At 64.0% G+C, this 16374-nt stretch carries 19 protein-coding genes and 1 tRNA gene; 14 read left to right on the plus strand and 6 right to left on the minus strand.

The genetic code is table 11. The features are described 5' to 3' along the window. Positions 1–48 precede the first annotated feature (48 nt). Positions 49–291 carry an EF-hand domain-containing protein gene (locus tag P73_RS00320; protein ID WP_043867964.1) on the minus strand — a complete coding sequence of 81 codons (243 nt, stop codon included), beginning with the start codon at positions 289–291 and terminating at the stop codon, positions 49–51. A gap of 429 nt (positions 292–720) precedes the next feature. On the opposite strand from P73_RS00320, the gene P73_RS00325 reads away from it, so the two are divergent. Then, positions 721–1239, plus strand: a complete 519-nt coding sequence (locus tag P73_RS00325) for an HdeD family acid-resistance protein (RefSeq protein ID WP_043867965.1) — start codon at positions 721–723, stop codon at positions 1237–1239. A 10-nt stretch (positions 1240–1249) separates the two neighbouring features. Here the strand turns inward: P73_RS00325 and P73_RS00330 are convergent, their stop codons facing one another. Both P73_RS00330 and P73_RS00335 read right to left on the minus strand, forming a co-directional pair. Continuing rightward, a complete protein-coding gene (locus P73_RS00330) occupies positions 1250–1906 on the minus strand; it encodes a 3-oxoacid CoA-transferase subunit B (RefSeq protein WP_043867966.1) in 657 nt (218 codons plus the stop codon). A 12-nt stretch (positions 1907–1918) separates the two neighbouring features. Continuing rightward, positions 1919–2572 carry a CoA transferase subunit A gene (locus tag P73_RS00335; protein WP_043867967.1) on the minus strand — a complete coding sequence of 218 codons (654 nt, stop codon included), beginning with the start codon at positions 2570–2572 and terminating at the stop codon, positions 1919–1921. Positions 2573–2934: 362 nt separating this feature from the next. Between P73_RS00335 and P73_RS00340 the strand changes: the two genes are divergently transcribed. Genes P73_RS00340 through leuB form a run of 3 tightly spaced genes read left to right on the plus strand, consistent with a single transcriptional unit; the run spans position 2935 to position 5967 of the window. Then, entirely contained in the window at positions 2935–3771 is an 837-nt protein-coding gene (locus tag P73_RS00340; RefSeq protein ID WP_043867968.1) for a hypothetical protein, read from the plus strand. Further along, positions 3768–4805: an endonuclease/exonuclease/phosphatase family protein gene (locus P73_RS00345; RefSeq protein ID WP_158401902.1), complete on the plus strand. Its 1038-nt coding sequence runs from the start codon at positions 3768–3770 to the stop codon at positions 4803–4805. Before P73_RS00340 ends, P73_RS00345 begins: the two co-directional genes overlap by 4 nt. A 58-nt stretch (positions 4806–4863) precedes the next feature. Then, positions 4864–5967, plus strand: coding sequence for a 3-isopropylmalate dehydrogenase (gene leuB, locus P73_RS00350; RefSeq protein ID WP_043867969.1), 1104 nt, complete (start codon positions 4864–4866; stop codon positions 5965–5967). 64 nt (positions 5968–6031) lie between these two features. Here the strand turns inward: leuB and P73_RS00355 are convergent, their stop codons facing one another. Continuing rightward, positions 6032–6322, minus strand: coding sequence for a hypothetical protein (locus P73_RS00355; protein WP_043871264.1), 291 nt, complete (start codon positions 6320–6322; stop codon positions 6032–6034). 124 nt (positions 6323–6446) lie between these two features. Here P73_RS00355 and P73_RS00360 point away from each other — a divergent pair, with 124 nt between their 5' ends. The 5 genes from P73_RS00360 to P73_RS00380 all read left to right on the plus strand — a co-directional run bounded on the left by P73_RS00360 (position 6447) and on the right by P73_RS00380 (position 10247). Beyond that, positions 6447–7409, plus strand: a complete 963-nt coding sequence (locus P73_RS00360) for a DMT family transporter (protein WP_043867970.1) — start codon at positions 6447–6449, stop codon at positions 7407–7409. A gap of 48 nt (positions 7410–7457) precedes the next feature. Continuing rightward, a tRNA-Pro gene (locus P73_RS00365) sits at positions 7458–7534 on the plus strand. 200 nt (positions 7535–7734) lie between these two features. Beyond that, a complete protein-coding gene (locus P73_RS00370; RefSeq protein WP_043867971.1) occupies positions 7735–8424 on the plus strand; it encodes a hypothetical protein in 690 nt (229 codons plus the stop codon). A 55-nt stretch (positions 8425–8479) separates the two neighbouring features. After that, the gene (locus tag P73_RS00375) at positions 8480–9613 is read left to right on the plus strand and encodes a helix-turn-helix transcriptional regulator (protein WP_245629214.1); all 1134 of its coding nucleotides are present in this window, start codon (positions 8480–8482) and stop codon (positions 9611–9613) included. 94 nt (positions 9614–9707) lie between these two features. Next, entirely contained in the window at positions 9708–10247 is a 540-nt protein-coding gene (locus P73_RS00380; RefSeq protein WP_043867972.1) for a YbhB/YbcL family Raf kinase inhibitor-like protein, read from the plus strand. A gap of 162 nt (positions 10248–10409) precedes the next feature. Here the strand turns inward: P73_RS00380 and P73_RS00385 are convergent, their stop codons facing one another. Then, positions 10410–10787, minus strand: a complete 378-nt coding sequence (locus P73_RS00385; protein ID WP_139267215.1) for a hypothetical protein — start codon at positions 10785–10787, stop codon at positions 10410–10412. Further along, positions 10784–11239, minus strand: coding sequence for a hypothetical protein (locus P73_RS00390; RefSeq protein WP_139267216.1), 456 nt, complete (start codon positions 11237–11239; stop codon positions 10784–10786). The genes P73_RS00385 and P73_RS00390 overlap by 4 nt, the downstream gene beginning before the upstream one ends. A gap of 225 nt (positions 11240–11464) precedes the next feature. Here P73_RS00390 and P73_RS00395 point away from each other — a divergent pair, with 225 nt between their 5' ends. From P73_RS00395 to P73_RS00415, 5 genes are all read left to right on the plus strand, one after another. After that, positions 11465–12253 (plus strand): nitrilase-related carbon-nitrogen hydrolase, encoded by a 789-nt coding sequence (locus P73_RS00395; protein ID WP_052452962.1) that lies wholly within the window; start codon positions 11465–11467, stop codon positions 12251–12253. Further along, positions 12253–13173, plus strand: a complete 921-nt coding sequence (locus P73_RS00400; RefSeq protein ID WP_043867975.1) for a LysR family transcriptional regulator — start codon at positions 12253–12255, stop codon at positions 13171–13173. Before P73_RS00395 ends, P73_RS00400 begins: the two co-directional genes overlap by 1 nt. Positions 13174–13271: 98 nt before the next feature. Continuing rightward, complete coding sequence (speB, locus tag P73_RS00405) at positions 13272–14228, plus strand: agmatinase (protein ID WP_043867976.1); 957 nt, start codon at positions 13272–13274, stop codon at positions 14226–14228. A 32-nt stretch (positions 14229–14260) separates the two neighbouring features. Continuing rightward, positions 14261–15325: an ABC transporter substrate-binding protein gene (locus tag P73_RS00410; RefSeq protein WP_043867977.1), complete on the plus strand. Its 1065-nt coding sequence runs from the start codon at positions 14261–14263 to the stop codon at positions 15323–15325. 69 nt (positions 15326–15394) lie between these two features. After that, the gene (locus tag P73_RS00415; protein WP_052452963.1) at positions 15395–16309 is read left to right on the plus strand and encodes an ABC transporter ATP-binding protein; all 915 of its coding nucleotides are present in this window, start codon (positions 15395–15397) and stop codon (positions 16307–16309) included. Positions 16310–16374 lie beyond the last annotated feature (65 nt).

Here is a 16374-nt window from a genome sequence, read left to right on the forward strand (position 1 = left end):
CCCGGCAGAAGATTGGAACGGCGGCCCCTTGGGCCGCCGTTTTCATGGTTATTCCGTCGTCGGAAGCACGCCATTCGCCTGCGCGGCGCCGAGTTCCTCCGGGGACACATCGCCGCTGCCATCGGCGTCGATGGCGATGAACATGTCCTCCGTCAGCTCCGGGTAGGCGACCGAAAGTTCGGCCATCGAATAGGTCCCGCTGCCGTCCGTATCCTCGATCATCGTCTGCGCGAAAAGCGGCGTGGTCATGAGAGCGGCGGCGGTGGTGACGCCAAGAGCGATGGTTTTCATATCAGTACTCCGTTTTCAGGTTCTCCCCCGTCGCCTCCGGACGGGCCTTCGGTACGAGGGCTTGGGACGGGGCTCTGCCCGTCGCCCATGACAGATATCCACCCGAGGACCTTCATCAACCCATGGAAAACGCGACAAAATACGACGCGCGGAACCTTGCCTCCCGGCGGCGGAACCCCGCGCCTGCCGGCGGCGGAACCTTGCGAACACCCCCGGCGGGGGATCGCCGGTGGCGGAAGACCGCGATGCGGTTCGTCGCTTTTCCGCGCATCCGGTGCCGGCACAGGGAGTTGCGCCCACATTGAGGTGAATTTTTGCAAATGGCCCTTGAAACGCTTTTCGGACCATAGGGTCCTCAGGCAACGTTTCCTTTTCGCGCGGAATGCCTAGACTGCGGGAAACGGATACCGCTGAACCTCGGGAGGGATCATGAGACCTTGGCAAATCTGGGTGCTGATCGGACTGGTCTGCCTCATCTTCGGCGCGCTGGCGCTTGGAAACGTCGTCGCGGCGTCGCTGGCGATCACCATTCTTCTTGGCATCTTCTTCACGATTGCGGGCATCGTGCAGCTCTGGGCGACGTTCAAGGGCTTCGCCCATGAGCATCGCTGGATCTCGATCCTCTGGGGGCTGCTGAGCCTCGCCATCGGCATCAGCTTCATCGCCGATCCGATCGGGGGAACGATTTCGCTGACCCTGCTCGTGACCTCGCTCCTCATCGCCTCCGGTGTCGTGCGGCTCGTGATGGCTTGGCAGATACGCCAGACCGGGTATTTCTGGACGATGCTGTTCTCCGGCGCGATCTCGGTGCTGCTCGGGGCCTATATCGCGGCCAATTTTGCCACCGCCTCCCTCGCGCTTCTGGGGCTCTTTTTCGGGATCGAGCTCCTGATCGACGGTTTCGCGCTGATCGGCCTCGGCCTCTACTTGCGCGCCCACCGAAGCTGAGCCGGGTGCATCAGGCGGCGAGCCGCATTTCCGGCACGTCGCCTGGCACGAAGAGCGTCGCCTCGGTCGCCGCGACGATGCTTTCGACCGAGACGTTGGGTGCCCTTTCGAGCAGGTGCAGCCCGTCTTTTTCCGGCCGGATCACCGCCATTTCGGTCACGATCAGGTCCACTCGCCGCTGCGAGGTGAGCGGCAGAGAACATTCCCGCACGATCTTCGGCACACCCTTCGCGGTGTGCTGCATCGCGATGATGACCTTCTTCGCGCCGGTCACCAGGTCCATCGCTCCGCCCATGCCGGGGGTGTAGTGGCCGGGGATCATCCAGTTCGCGAGATGGCCCTTTTCATCGACCTGCAACGCGCCGAGCACGGTAAGGTCGAGATGCCCGCCGCGGATCAGGCCGAAGGAAAAGGCGGAATCGATCGTCGAGGCGCCGGGCACGAAGGACACGAACCGCCCGCCCGCGTCGGTGAGATGCCGGTCGGTCATTCCCTCCGGCGGGCGATGGCCCATGCCGACGGCGCCGTTTTCGGCCTGGAAGAACACGCCGAGGGATTCGTCGAGATAGTCGGAGACGAGGGTCGGAATGCCGATGCCGAGGTTGACGAGGCTGCGCGGCCTGATTTCGAGCGCGACGCGGCGGGCGATGAGTTCCTTGGGATCCATGGCGTTACTTCCTCAGGCCGATCTCTTGATGACATAGTCGACGAGAATGCCCGGCGTTTTCACGAGATCGGGCGGGATCATCCCGACGGGCACGATTTCCTCGGGCTCGCAGATCACCGTGTCGCCCGCGAGCGCCATGATCGGGTTGAAATTCGTCGCGGTCAGCATGTAGGCGAGGTTGCCGACATAATCGCAGCTGCGTGCCGCGATCAGCGCGAAATCTGCCCTGAGCGGCGTCTCGAGCAGATAATCGCGCCCGTTCACCTCGATGATCCGCTTGCCTTCGGCGATTCTCGTGCCGACTCCCGTGGGCGTGAGAATGCCGCCGAGGCCCACGCCCGCCGAGCGGATGCGTTCCACGAGCGTTCCCTGCGGCACGAGTTCCACCTCGAGTGCGCCGGAGGCGAATTGTGCCTGCACGATGGTGTTCAGGCCCATATGACTACAGATCAGTTTTCTCACGCAGCCTGCGGCAAAAAGCGGTCCCGGTCCGGTCGTGTCGCGGGCGGTGTCGTTGGAGATCAGCGTGAGCTCCCTCTTGCCGGCCTCCGCCAGCGCGTGAACGATGCCGTCGGGCACACCCGCGCCCATGAAGCCCGACAGCATGACCGTCGCTCCGTCCGGGATCAGCCTGACCGCCTCGTCGAGGGATATCGCAAGTTGCATCGTCGTCTCCCTGGTATCGGTGCCGGTTCCGGATCCCTTGTCCCGCTGCGGCCATGTTGCGGGTCGAGCCGGGCGCGCCCTGGCGGAGTCATGTTGCGGAAATTATGGGGGCAAAGGTTTACAACATCTTGTAGAAATAGGATTTTTCAGCGCTATTCGTGTCGAAAATGATGCAAAATCGCACCGCTTTGTCCATGAAACGGCCCGATTTTCCGCGTTAACCATAACCATTCCTTGCTGGGCAGAGCGAAAGAAGGCAAAAGTTGGGCAAGAACGAGGCAAAACGCCAGAGCTGGCGGCATCAAAGTGGGAAAAGGGGGCGGCACCGTATCGCCTCCGACCAGTTTGAAGGGAAACGGGTAGTGGTTCATCGCATCTTCGGTGCGCTCGCAAGAGCGGCATTGGTGGTCCTTCTGATCATCACACCCTCCCTCATGTTGCCGGAGGTGAGTGCCGACACGGCTCAGGTCGTCGCGCTCGTCGCGGTCTTCGGCGCTGCGCTCGCCTTTTTCGAATATGTTTCCGCCTATCCCGGCCTGATCGAGTTTCGCGACGCCCCGCCCTTCAACCGGCTGCGCTTCGGTTCGCTTCTGATCACGGTCTTCCTGCTCTCGCTCATCATGCGCGGTTTCACCTATCCTTCGGTCGCCTCCGTGCTCGTGACTGCGATCGGCGGGCTCATCGGCTATGTGCTCGATTTTCCGGGCTCTCCCGTCCGGCTGATGATACAGGCGCTGCCTCACACCGCAACGCTTCGGGATTTCGAACTGATGCGCATCGCCGCCGGGATGAGCTATCTCATCTCGCTCGTGTCGCTGTGCTTCTTCCTGATCGCGCTGCGTGTCGGCTATTGGCCGGCGCGGAACGGCTCGTTCAACGTCTGGATCAACCTGCCGACCTTCGATCCGACGGCAGGGGGCGATGTCGTTGCCCGGCTCAAACGCGACGCGCGGATCAACATCCTGATCGGCTTCCTGCTGCCCTTCGTCATCCCGGCGGTGTTGCATTCCGCGTCGGACCTGTTCGGTGCGCTCGACGTGACGTCCGTGCAGTCGCTGATCTGGACCGTCGCCGCCTGGGCCTTCCTGCCGTCCTCGCTGTTCATGCGCGGCATCGCCATGGGGCGGGTCGCCACGATGATCGAGATGAAACGCCGGGAGACCTATGCCCGCGCCGATCTCGATCACCTTCCGGCGTGATCCGGCTCCTCGGCGCGATCCTCGCCCTTGGCCTCTGGCCTGTCGCCGGGGGGGCACAGGATCTGCTGCGCGTCGCAATCTGGACCGTGGAACTGTCGCGTGAGGGGCCGGGGATCCTGCTGCGGGACATTCTCGAGGAGGATCCGCAGGTCCTCGCCGCGCAGCGGCTGATTGCGGAGATTTCCCCGGATCTCCTGCTTCTGAACGACTTCGACACGGATGCAGACGGCCATGCGGCACGGCTCTTCGCCAAGGCGGCGGGCTACCCGCATGTCTTCACCCGGCCGGGCAACGAGGGCCGCGCGTCGGGGATCGACATGGACAAGGACGGGCGAGCGGGCGAGCCGGAGGATGCCCTGTCCTATGGCGCCTTCACCGGGCAGGGCGGCATGGCGCTCCTGTCGCGCCTGCCGATCCAGGCAGAGGCGGTGCGCGACTTCTCCGGCCTGCTCTGGCAGGACCTGCCCGGCGCGCGCATTCCGGAGGGGTATTTCTCCACGGAGGATCTCGCGCGGCTGCCGCTCTCCTCCCATGCGCATTGGGACATTCCGCTCCTCTGGAACGGGAGGCCGCTCCACCTCTTCGCCTATGCCGCGACCTCGCCCGTCTTCGACGGCGAGGAGGACCGCAATGGCCGGCGCAATGCCGACGAAACCGCCTTCTGGCTGCGCTATCTCGACGGTGCACTCGATTTCGCACCCCCGGAGGCCTCCTTCGTGCTTCTCGGCGACAGCAATCTCGATCCGGCGGACGGAGAGGGGCTGCGCGCGCAAATGGCGATGCTGCTTGCCGATCCTCGGATCCAGGATCCGCGTCCGAGATCGGACCACGCCGCCGCGCGGGCCACGCCCGGACAGAACGGCGATCCGGGGCTGGACACCGCCGACTGGGACGATCCGGTTCCCGGCAACCTGCGCGTCGATTATGTCCTGCCGTCGGCGGATCTCCAGGTCGTTGCGAGCGGGGTGGCCTGGGCAGCGGAAGACGGTTTCAGGCACGGGCTCGTCTGGGTCGATCTCGCCGCGTTTCCTTGACGTGCCGTCGCGGAGCCGCTACGCCGGGCCAACCCTAAAAATCAAGGACTCGACGGACATGAGCACGCCTTCCCTCCTCATTCTTCCCGGCGATGGCATCGGCCCCGAAGTGATGGCCGAAGTCGTCAAGATCATCGACTGGTACGGCGAAAACCGCGGGCTGACGTTCGACGTGACGATGGATCTGGTGGGCGGTGCCGCCTATGACGCGCATGGCGTGCCGCTTTCCGACGAGACGATGGCGAAGGCGCAGGAGGTGGATGCGGTGCTGCTCGGCGCGGTGGGCGGGCCGAAATACGACACGCTCGACTTCTCCGTGAAACCCGAACGCGGGCTCCTGCGCCTGCGCAAGGAGATGGACCTCTTCGCGAACCTGCGCCCGGCGCAATGTTTCGACGCGCTTGCGGATTTCTCCTCGCTGAAGAAGGACGTGGTCGCCGGTCTCGACATCATGATCGTGCGGGAACTCACCTCCGGGATCTATTTCGGAGAGCCGCGCGGCATCATCACCGAGAACAACGAGCGCGTGGGGATCAACACCCAGCGCTACACCGAGTCCGAGATCGAGCGCGTTGCGCGGTCCTCCTTCGAACTGGCGATGCGGCGCAACAGGAAGCTCTGTTCGATGGAAAAGGCCAACGTGATGGAGAGCGGCATCCTCTGGCGCGAAGTCGTCACCGAGGTGGGTAAAGATTATCCCGATGTCGCGCTGTCGCACATGTACGCCGACGCGGGCGCGATGCAACTCTGCCGCTGGCCCAAGCAGTTCGACGTGATCGTGACCGACAACCTCTTTGGCGACCTGCTCTCGGACGCCGCGGCGATGCTCACCGGCTCGCTCGGAATGCTGCCTTCGGCCTCGCTCGGCGCGCCGATGGCGAACGGCCGTCCGAAAGCCATGTATGAGCCGGTTCACGGTTCCGCCCCCGACATCGCCGGCCAGGGCAAGGCGAACCCGATCGCCTGTATCCTCTCCTTCGCGATGGCGCTGCGCTATTCCTTCGACGAGGGCGAGGAGGCGACCCGCCTCGAGAAGGCGATCGAGAAGGTGCTTGCCGATGGCGTGCGCACCGCGGATCTTCTGGGCGAGGAGGGGGCCACCCCCGTCTCCACCTCCGAGATGGGCGACAAGATCGTTGCCGCGCTCGACGCCTCACTCTGATCGCACCCTGCGCACCGCGAAACGGAAAGGGCGCCGGCGGCGCCCTTTTTCAATCGACGCTCTTTCAGTCGAAGATGTCGAACACCTCTTCGGCGAGGTCGAACAGCCGATGTGCCGTCGACTTGCGCCGCTTCCCCTTCTTCGCCTTTTTCTTCTGCGGGCCGACCGGGTGCGACCGCTTCTTTCCCCGCACGGTGAAGGCATCCTCGACATGATCCTCGCGCAGGGCCTTCAGCCGGGACAGGGGCGCGCCGCAGGCTGCGCATTTCAATTCGTGCTGCGCCTGACCGCCGAGCGTCAGGAGCGTTCTCGTGCCGCAATAGCAGCAGGTCGCGGATTTGTGGGATCTGAACATGGAACCCATTTGGGGGGTTCTCGTTGGACTGGCAAGACAGCGTTTGAATGTGACACCGAAAACCGCCAACGTAAGGCAGGACGTGATAGCGCCAACATCGAAGTGGCCAGAAGGGACGGAACGGATGAAACTTACCGGCGCGTTCTATGCGCTTGCGGCCTTCGCGATCTTTTCGACGCATGACGTGGTGATCAAGTTCCTCGGCGGCCACTACGCCCCCTTCCAGATCATCTTCTTCTCGACGCTGTTCTCCTTCCCGCTCGTCATGTTCATGCTGATTCGCGACCGGACCGAGGGCCACCTGCGCCCCGTCCACCCGTGGTGGACCCTGTTCCGCACCGTCGCGGCGATGGTCAACACCGTCTCGGCCTTCTACGCCTTCTCCGTCCTGCCGCTGGCGCAGGTCTATGCGCTGATCTTCGCCACGCCTCTGGTCATCACCATCCTCTCGATCCCGATCCTGGGGGAACATGTCGGTTTTCACCGCTGGGCGGCCGTGGTCGCGGGGCTCGTGGGGGTTGTCGTCGTGCTGCGTCCGGGTGGGGACATCGACTATTCCCTCGGCCATCTCGCCGCGCTGTCCTGTGCCTTCTTCGGAGCCTTCACCTCCATCATCGTGCGCAAGATCGGTCAGGAGGAACGCACCGCCGTGCTGATGCTCTATCCGCTCACCGCGAATTTCGCGGTGATGGGCACGGCGATGACATTTTTCTACAAACCGCTTCCGATCCTCGACCTGGGCGGCGTCGCCATGATCTCGCTCCTGGGCTTCACCGGCGGCGTCGTCCTCATCTTCGCCTATCGCGCCTCCGAGGCGGCGATCGTCGCGCCGATGCAATATTCCCAGATCATCTGGGCGACGATCTACGGCTATCTGATCTTCGGAGAAACTGTCGACCGGGCCACCGTCCTCGGAGCGTCGATCATCATCCTCTCCGGCCTCTACATCGTCTTCCGCGAATCGCGGGGCGGGCGTTCGGAAAACACCCCCGTCCTGCGCACGCGCTCGCGGGCGTCCTCGGCCATGTCCTTCCGGATTTCACCCTTCCTGCGACGGTCGAAACCGAGAAGCGCGGAGGAGGCATAATTGGCACTTGCAAAACCCCGCGCGGCGCTATATCCCGCCCGTCACGGTCGGAGCGTAGCTCAGCCTGGTAGAGCACTGTCTTCGGGAGGCAGGGGCCGGAGGTTCGAATCCTCTCGCTCCGACCAATAATTCAATTTTCGATAGTCAGGGCATTTGCCCTTTGGGTGCCGCTGCGCCTTGGCTCGGTTTGCCCGCCGCTAGAGGGCAAACACCTTATCTGCACCCGCTGCGCGGGTGCGCCGCTTCATGAAAATTCGGCCTTTGGGTTGCCCTCGCTCGGAACAGGCCTGACGATCGGCGCAACCAGAACAACAGAGCAGATCCCATGCGGCACATCCTTCTTTGTCTTTCTCTGGTTCTGGCGGCTTTTACCGGCCCCTCCGCTTTCGCGCAGGAACCCGACTATAGCGGGATGATGGCCGAGGCGGCCTGGGACTGGCTTCCCGGCGATCTGGTCTTTCGAAACAACCTCAACGATTTCGATGGAATCGTGCGGCAGAATGAATCCGGTGACTGGGCGTCAGTGGGCGTGATCCGCCCATCGAGCGGTGGCCCGGTCGTAATCTATGTTGACCAAGAGCAGGGCGTTACCGAGGCCCCGCTGGACCTGTTCATTGAGCACGAGGCTTATGCTGTCTTTCGGATCACAGGCCTGGAGGCTGTGAGGGCCGAAAGCTACGATCTTGGACCGATGGCGCTGTATGCCTTGGTTGTGGCAATAGGAATGCCATACGATCCTGAATTGATGTTCGAAAACGGAAAATTCTACAATGCCGAGCTTCCGTTTGCAGCAGCTCTCAACGCAGGTGTTATGCTCACCATGCCGAAGCCCCTCCGGGACGTCACAACAATAGACGCCCCGCTTGGGGAGGTTTTGCTGGAGAACCGAATAGGCCATTTTCCTTGTATTGAAGCCACAGACAGGGAGATGTGCTGGGCGTGGATGAGAAACTTGGCCATCGTGACGCCGGGAATGATTGTTTCGTCTAATGCTGTCGAGCAGGTCTATCCCTGAGCGGCAACAGCATCCGCAATGCCGCCCCTCGGGTTGTGCCCGCCGGACAAAACCCGTGAAAAAAAGGGCACCTTCTTTGCCGATCCCAAATCGGAGAGTGCGTTTTCAAGGGATTGCCGAAGGCCGAAAGGACAAATCCGGTGACTCTCGACATCAATTATCCACAAACGGGGGCACTTGCCCTTTCGCCATCACGGATTGCCCTGCGCAGGCGGCTACGCGGTGTGTTCTTGCCGGATTTTCCCTGACATCAGACAGACTGCAACGCAGCGACACCCGTTTCTCGATCGGCCCTCGAATGCAGTCGCTGGCGCAGTCGAAATGCCTTGCATCCGCCGCGGCAAACCTGTCCTGCAAAAGCGCGGCGCGAGAGGTCGTGACAGGTAAGGCGGCGGAGGCCGGACGCAAGATGTCGGATGTAACCCTTTTTTCGATCACCCAGGCCTCGGCGGCCATCTTCCATGGCCTCTATATCGGCCAGACGTTTCTTTGCGTGGTGCGGGCCGGAACGAAAAAGGTGCTGTGTCCCGTCAACGGCGAGATGACGGCGTCGGAGGGGGATCTCATCGTCTTTCCGCCCGAGTCTTTCGTCACGCTCGAAAACCGTCCCTTGCGCGATGCGGCCTATCGGGCGGATGGCGCGTATCTCTCGCATGATCTGTTGCTGGCCGCCTCATCCCCCGATTCTCAGGGACCGCGCCGAACGGGCATCCGGATCCTCCCTGCGGCGGAACAGGAGGGCTATGATCTCTTCGCGCCCCTCGCCGCCACGGTCGATGCCGAAGACCTGCCGGAGCCGATCCGTCGGCATCGTCTGATGGAGCCGCTGATCTGGTTGCGCCATCACGGTCTCGAGCCGACCCTGCCCCGCGATGATCATCCGATCCAGCAGGTGAGGCGGCTCGTCGAAACGGATCTCACCCATGACTGGCGCCTCTCCGAAATCGCCCGGCGGTTTGCCATGAGCGAGGCGACACTGCGCCGGAGGCTCGCGGCAGAGGGGCAGGGTTTCGCGAAGATCCTGCACAACGCGCGGCTCGAGCGCGGTCTGGGTCTTTTGCAGACGACGGAACTGCCGATCTCCCGCATCGCGTTGGAAAGCGGTTTCGGGACGCCGTCGCATTTCAGCGACTCTTTCCGAAAACGCTTCGGAATGGCGCCGAAAGCAATTCGTTCCGCCGGAGATTGAACGGAATTCGACATTTTTTGACCGATCCGTGGAAGCGTGCGCAGCGCCCGCATGGCATCGCATATCCATCCAAAGCAGATGGAAAGGATATGAAATGCGTCTTGAATTTGCCCTTGCCTGTGCCGCGACCCTGGTGATGTCCGCCCCGGTTGTGGCCGGGGACTTCACCCTGACGAGCACCGACATTTCCGAAGGGGCGCAGCTGTCGGCTGCGCAGGTGTTCGGGGGCTTCGGATGTTCGGGCGGGAATGTCTCTCCGCAGCTCGCCTGGAGCGATGCGCCCGAGGGCACGAAGAGTTTCGCGCTGACGGCCTATGACCCCGACGCGCCCACGGGGTCGGGCTGGTGGCACTGGTCCGTCGTGAACATTCCTGCTTCGGTGTCGGAGTTCCCTTCCGGCATCAGCGGCGCGCTCGACAACGGCGCGCTGGAGCTGGTCAATGACTACGGTGCGACCGGTTTCGGCGGTGCCTGTCCTCCGGCGGGGGAGGTGCATCGCTATGTCTTCACCATTCACGCCCTTGGCGTCGAGGTGCTGGATATTCCCGAGACGGCCAGCAACGCCCTTGCCGGATTCATGATCAATGCCAATACGCTCGGCAGAACGCAGATCACGGCCGTCTACACGCGCTGACACCGCGGTTCTTGGCATATCGGTCTCCGGCGCGACGGTTCTGATGCCTCTGCCGCGCCGGGCATATGACTGGCAGACATGGCTTGGTGAGGGAGGGGATGAAGGCGCCAATCCGCGCTCCCCCTTGCGCCCCTCTCGGCGGCCGGTTGTGCGCCTCGGCGCTCAGGACCGCCCGTATCCCGACTCCACGCAGAGCGCGTCGAGGCTCGGCACGCCACCAGACCCCGGTCCCGCGGGGATCTGCATGTCGATGATTGTCCCTTCCTGCACCAGCAGCCACACCGAAAACGACACGAAACCGGCATAGGCGCCGTAGGCGTTCCTGCCGTTGACCCAACCGCAATAGTCCACGAACTCCGTCCCAGCCTCGGGGATGTCGACGTCGGGCCATTCGAAGAGGGCGGTCTCGGCGTCCCGCAACTCCAGCGCGACGAGGTGGGCGATCCTCTCTCGTTCGTCCTGCGTCAGCTCGCGGGCAACGGCTTCGGCGGACAGGGTCGCAGCGGCCGCGAGGACGGCCGGCATGGTCATACGCTTCAAGGATACCAATGCGTGTTCCCCAGGATCTCGATATCGGTGGTCCGGTCGCTCGCCGGCCTGTCGTTAAAGAGCGTGCAGTCCGTCAGGCCGCGTTCGTAGACGAAGCCCTGCGCGGCATGCCGGTTCAGGATTTCCACGGTCTCGACGGCCTGCACGTCCATGCCCTGAATCGGCGCCATGCAGAGACCTAACCTGATGACAGAGAGGTAGATCTGTTCCGTGATGCGGTCCTGCGGCAGGATCACGGTCAGTTTCCCCTGCTCGTGGATCACGCTGTCGGGGGCCCACATCTCGAGGAGGGGTGCGACACCGGAGGCCATGTCGGCATGAAGCGCGGGTGCGACGAGGAGCAGTCCGACGCAGGCCATGGACGACAGGAGGACGTGCCTTGGCGCCGGACGGGGTCGATGCGCAACATCTTCAGACAGGGGGGTCGTGCGGAAGTCATCCATTGTGGTCGCCTAAAGCGGTTACGTCCTTCCCCATTTTGAAGGAGATTTGGTTAACGACTGCTTAAGGGGCCGGAGCGGTGTGGCCCTGTGCGGGGATGGTGCATTGCGACGGAGCGGTGCATAGTTGCGGCAGGCGGTTCGGCGGCAAGGCCTGTGCCGCCAGCGGGCGCGGAGGCGGGTATCCGCGCCGCGGGACATAACGGAGATCAAGGCGGTGCGGGGATCATGACCGGGAACGACAACGGCCTGACGCTTGCGCTCTGGCAGGCGGAAACGGTGGCGGGGGACCGCGAACGTGCCTTCGCACAGATCGGCCGCGCCGCACGGGCGGCGGGGCTTGCGGGCGCCGATGCGATCGTCTTCCCCGAACTCTTCCTGACCGGTTATGAACGTGAGGATCTTTCCGACCTTGCTCTGGGCGAGGCCGAGATGGCCGAGCGCCTCGCCCCTCTGGCGCGGGAGGCGGGCTGTGCGATCTGTGTCGGCTATCCCGAGCGCCGGGAGGAGGGCATCGCCAATTCCGCGCTCTGCATCTCCGGGGGCGGTGCGCTGCTGGCCAATCATCGCAAGATCCAGCTCTATGGCGAAACCGAAGCCCGGCGCTTTCAGCCGGGCGACGCCTATACGATCTTTGAACTCGCCGGGCGCAAGGCGGCGATCCTGATCTGTTACGATATCGAATTCGCCCCGCATGTCGCGGCGCTGAGGGCGCATGGAGTCGAGGTCATTCTTGTGCCTACGGCGGCCATGCGCCCGTTCGAGCATGTCGGGGTGCATGTGGTCCCGGCGATGGCCGCCAATCATCGGCTTGCCATCGTCTATGCCAATCTCTGCGGTCGTGAGGCACATCTCGAGTTCTTCGGGGGATCGACCATCGCCGGACCGGACGGGCAGGTGCTCGCCCAGGCGGGAGCCTTGCCCTGCCTGCTTCTCGCCACGCTGAAGCCGCGCTACGATCCCGCGCTGCTGTCCACCCAGGACCGGGACCTGAGGCAGATCGGCAAGGGGATGTGATGCAGCTTTCCGGCACGGATATCCGGCTCCTGCGCGTGTTCGACGCGGTGGTGCGCCATCGCGGTCTTGCCGCGGCGCAGGCCGAGCTCAACGTCAGCCAGTCCACGATCTCGACCCAGATCGCGGCGCTGGAGGACCGGCTCGGCATGACACTGTGCCGGCGCGGCCGGGCGGGCTTCCAGCTGACGCAGAACGGCGAGGCGGTGCATGCCGCCGTGATGCGCCTTCTTGCCGCGACCGAGGAATTCGTGTCGGAAACCGCAGCCCTGCGCGGCGCGCTCTCGGGCACGCTGCGGATCGGAATCGTCGATCACGTCGTCACCGATCCGAACTTCCGCCTGTCGGAGGCGATTGCCGCCCTGGAGAACCGCGCCACCTCCGTCCGCTTCGAACTGGCGCAGGGCAGCCCGCAGGAGCTTCAGGCGCGGGTGCGCGAGGGTTCCCTGCATCTCGGCATCGGGTCCTTTCCCCATAAGGTCACGGGCCTCGACTACGCGCCTCTCTATACGGAGACGAACTATCTTTACTGTGCGCAGGGTCACCCGCTCTGGTCCGTTCCCGATGGTGACCTGACCCCGGAATTCGTGGCCACGATGCGTGCGGTCGGACGCAGCTACTGGCGCGACGATCACTGGAACAACCGCGATTTTCCGAATTCGACGGCGATGGCGCAGGGGCTCGAACAGCAGCTCGTGATGATCCTTTCGGGAGCCTTCGTCGGCTATATGCCCGACCATTCCGCGGCGCGCTGGGTGGCGGCAGGACGGCTGAAGCCGCTTCTGCCGGACCGCTTCATCTATCGCTGCACCTTCGAGGCGATCAGCCGGCCCGATGCGGAAGCCTCGCCGCTCGCGCAGGCGATGCGGGAGGAACTGGCAAAGCTCTATAAGGGGTTTGCCCAAAAAACAGGCCGCCTCTGATCGCCACTTCGATGTTCGTCGAAGTGAATATCGTCACCACGATATTCGTGAGGGGTATCGACCGGTGCATGCTGATCCCGATGCAAGGGAGATCTCCAATGAGCGCGCACCGGTTCAACCAGCCCCTGAGCGGCAATGCGATGCCCCGCACCGGAGGCCCCGCCACGATGATGCGCCTGCCCGCCGCGGGGACGGCCGAGGGGCTCGACGCCTGCTTTCTCGGCATTCCCATGGATATCGGCACCTCGAACCGGCCCGGCACCCGCCTCGGACCGCGGCAGATCCGCGACGAGAGCAGGATGATCCGGCCCTACAACATGGCGACGGGTGCCGCGCCCTTTGAACACCTTCAGGTGGCCGATATCGGCGATGTGCCGGTCAATCTCTTCGACCTGAAGAAGTCGGTGGAGATCATCGCGGAACACTATCGCGGCGTGCTGCGCCACGGCGCGGTCCCCCTTACCCTGGGCGGGGATCACACGCTGACATGGCCGATCCTGCGCGCCGTGGCGGAACGGCACGGGCCGGTCGCGCTGATCCATGTCGACGCGCATTCCGATACGAACGAGGAGATGTTCGGCGAGAGGGAGGCCCACGGCTGCCCGTTCCGCCGCGCGTGGGAAGAGGGCTGCCTTCAGAACGGCAAGGTGTTCCAGATCGGGCTGCGTGGCACCGGCTACAGCCGGGCGGATTTCGACTGGGGCAGGGAGCGCGGCTGGACCTGCATCCAGGCCGAGGCGTGCTGGCACAGGTCGCTCACGCCGCTGATGGCGGAGATCCGCGAGAAAATCGGCGACGCGCCGGTCTATCTTTCCTATGATATCGACAGTCTCGATCCGGCTTTCGCGCCGGGCACGGGCACGGTCGAGGTCGGCGGGCTCACCACGATGCAGGGGCTCGAGATCATCCGCGGCACGGCCGGGCTGAACCTTGTGGGCTGCGACCTCGTTGAGGTGTCACCGCCCTACGACCCGGCGGGTAATACGGCCGTGATCGCGGCGAACTTCCTTTTCGAAATGCTCTGTGCGCTGCCCGGCGTGCCGCAGGGTCGCTGAACCAAAGCCGGATCTCAGGGAGTAATCCACCAATGCAAAGACGTCAGTTCCTCAAGGCCAGCGCCGCCACCATGGCCGCCCTTTCCGCCCCCTCGGTCCTTCGCGCCGCCACGGACAGGCTCAGGGTCGGCACCTATGGCGGCTATTTCCAGGAAAGTTTCGACGAATATATCTATCCTGATTTCACCGCCGCCACCGGCATCGAGATCGAGAGCATAGCCGAGCCCACCGGCGAGGCGTGGCTCGTGCAGCTCTCGCAGGCGGCCCGCGCCGGACAGGCGCCCGCCGATGTGTCGATGATGGCGCAGCTCGCGCGGATCAAGGGTGAACGCTCCGGTCTCTGGGCGCCGCTCGACGACAGTGCGATGGGCAATCTCTCCAACTTGCCGGACCATTTCGTGCATCGCTACGAGGATGGCGGACTCTACGGGACCGGCGCCGTGAGCTGGTACATCACGCTCGTCACGAATACCGACGCCTACCCGGACGCGCCAGGTTCCTGGACCGCGCTCTGGGATCCCGCGAATGCCGACAAGCTCGGGCTCATGTCGATGGCGACGAATTCCTTCCTCCTGGAGATCACCGCGACCACCCATTTCGGCGGCACCGAGATCCTGACCACCGACGACGGCGTGCTACAGGTCATGGACAAGCTCGCGGAGGTCAAACCCAACGTGCGCCTGTGGTATCGCGACGAGGGTCAGTTCCAGCAGGCGCTCGAGACCGGGGAGATCCCGATGGGGCAATATTACCACGACGTCACCGGCCTTGCCGCGTCGCAGGGCAAGCCGGTGCGTTCGACCTTCCCCGAAGAGGGCGCGGTTCTCGACAGCGGCTCCTGGGTGGTGTCGAAGGCCTCGAAGGCGATCGAACCTGCGCAGGTCTTCATCGACTACATGGCCCAGGCGGAGATCCAGTCGAAACTGTCGCGCTTCGTCGGCACCGCCCCGACCGTGCCGCGAGAGCTGACCGATCTCACTGACGAGGAATTCGCGGCGGTCTCTTCGGACGCAACGCCGATCCTGCCGATGAGTGAGATCTATGTCGACCGCGGCGACTGGATCAACCAGATGTGGTCAGAGCGGATCACCGGCTGAGGCCAACTCCCCTCGCGCCGCGGCCTCCTCTTTCGCCGCGGCGCGTCTTTTCACGCTGAAAGGACGCTCATGACGGAATTGCGGATCGACGGGCTAAGCAAGGTCTTCGGCTCCTTCACGGCGCTCGACGACGTCTCGCTCGACATTCCGAACGGAAAGTTCGTCTGTCTCCTGGGGCCCTCGGGCTGCGGCAAGACCACGCTCCTGCGCGTCATTGCGGGACTGGAGAACCCGAGCGCCGGGCGCGTGTTTCTCGGCGGAGAGGACCAGACCGCGGTGCCGACGCACAAGCGCGGCATGGGCATGGTGTTCCAGTCGCTCGCGCTGTTCCCGCATCTCGACGTGGCCGAGAACATCGCCTATCCGCTCGCCATCCGCGGCGCCGACAAGGCGACGCGCCGGGCGCGGGCGGAGGAGTTGCTCGACCTCGTGCGGCTGCCCGGCATGGGAGCGCGCCGCATCCATCAGCTTTCGGGCGGCCAGCGCCAGCGCGTCGCCATCGCACGCGGCCTGTCGATCAATCCGAAGGTCTTCCTTCTGGACGAACCGCTTTCGGCGCTGGACGCCAGCCTGCGCGAGCATATGCAGATCGAACTGCGCCAAATTCAGCAGGGCCTCGGCGTCACGACCATTGTCGTCACGCACGATCAGAAGGAGGCGCTCACGATGGCCGATCTGGTCATCGTGATGAAGGACGGCGTGATCCAGCAGGCCGGCGCCCCGATGGAGATCTATCATAACCCTGCCAACGCCTTCGTTGCGGGCTTCATCGGGACGACGAACCTCCTGCCCTGCGAGGTGGAGGGGGACGCGATTTCCGTCCTCGGCCATCGACTCCCGATCCGCGAGGGCGACCGCATCGGGGTTATATCCGGTGCCGCGCAACTGTCCGTCCGGCCCGAGCACGTCCGGCTCGTCTCTCCCGAGGAGGGTATTCCGGCCGAGGTCACCTTCGTCCGGGATCTAGGCTCAGGACTTCGGTAACGGGGGCGTCCCAGTCAAGCGGTTTTGCGCACAACAATTGACCCGCCGTAGAGGTTACTTTGATA

Source organism: Celeribacter indicus, from assembly GCF_000819565.1.
Classification (GTDB): domain Bacteria; phylum Pseudomonadota; class Alphaproteobacteria; order Rhodobacterales; family Rhodobacteraceae; genus Celeribacter; species Celeribacter indicus.